Genomic DNA, 458 nt, shown 5'->3' with positions numbered 1-458 from the left:
GCGTACATGTCGGTTACCGGCGAAAAACAAGGCCTGATCACTGCCGGCGCCTTCACTGCCGACTCCGTTGGCAACACCTACCAGGAAGGCCACGAAGACCAGGTCATGGTTCAGGCTTTCACCCACGACGTGATCATCCCGCGTGACCCACAGTCCGGTCAGCCAACCGGTCAGCGCGTGCACAAGCCAGTCGTGATCACCAAGGTCTACGACAAGGCTTCGCCTCTGCTGCAAGCTGCTCTGACCTCCGGCGAGCGCATGAGCGAAATCGTTATCCAGTGGTACCGCACTTCGGCTCAAGGTACCCAAGAGCACTACTACACCACCAAACTGGAAGACGCGATCATCGTCGCCATCAACAACAAGATGCACAACTGCCAGGATCCAGGCAACGCGCACTTCACCCACCTGGAAGAAGTGCAGTTCACCTACCGCAAAATCACCTGGACCCACGAAGT

At 57.6% G+C, this 458-nt stretch carries 1 protein-coding gene; it reads left to right on the top strand.

Features of this window, described 5'->3' with window-relative positions; translation table 11 throughout:
* A partial coding sequence (locus tag M5B98_RS28665; RefSeq protein WP_248744686.1) for an Hcp family type VI secretion system effector occupies nt 1-458 on the top strand: 458 nt, incomplete at both ends.

The organism is Pseudomonas sp. MWU12-3088 (assembly GCF_023242405.1).
Classification (GTDB): domain Bacteria; phylum Pseudomonadota; class Gammaproteobacteria; order Pseudomonadales; family Pseudomonadaceae; genus Aquipseudomonas; species Aquipseudomonas kribbensis.
This window is presented reverse-complemented; position numbering and strand designations above follow the sequence as displayed.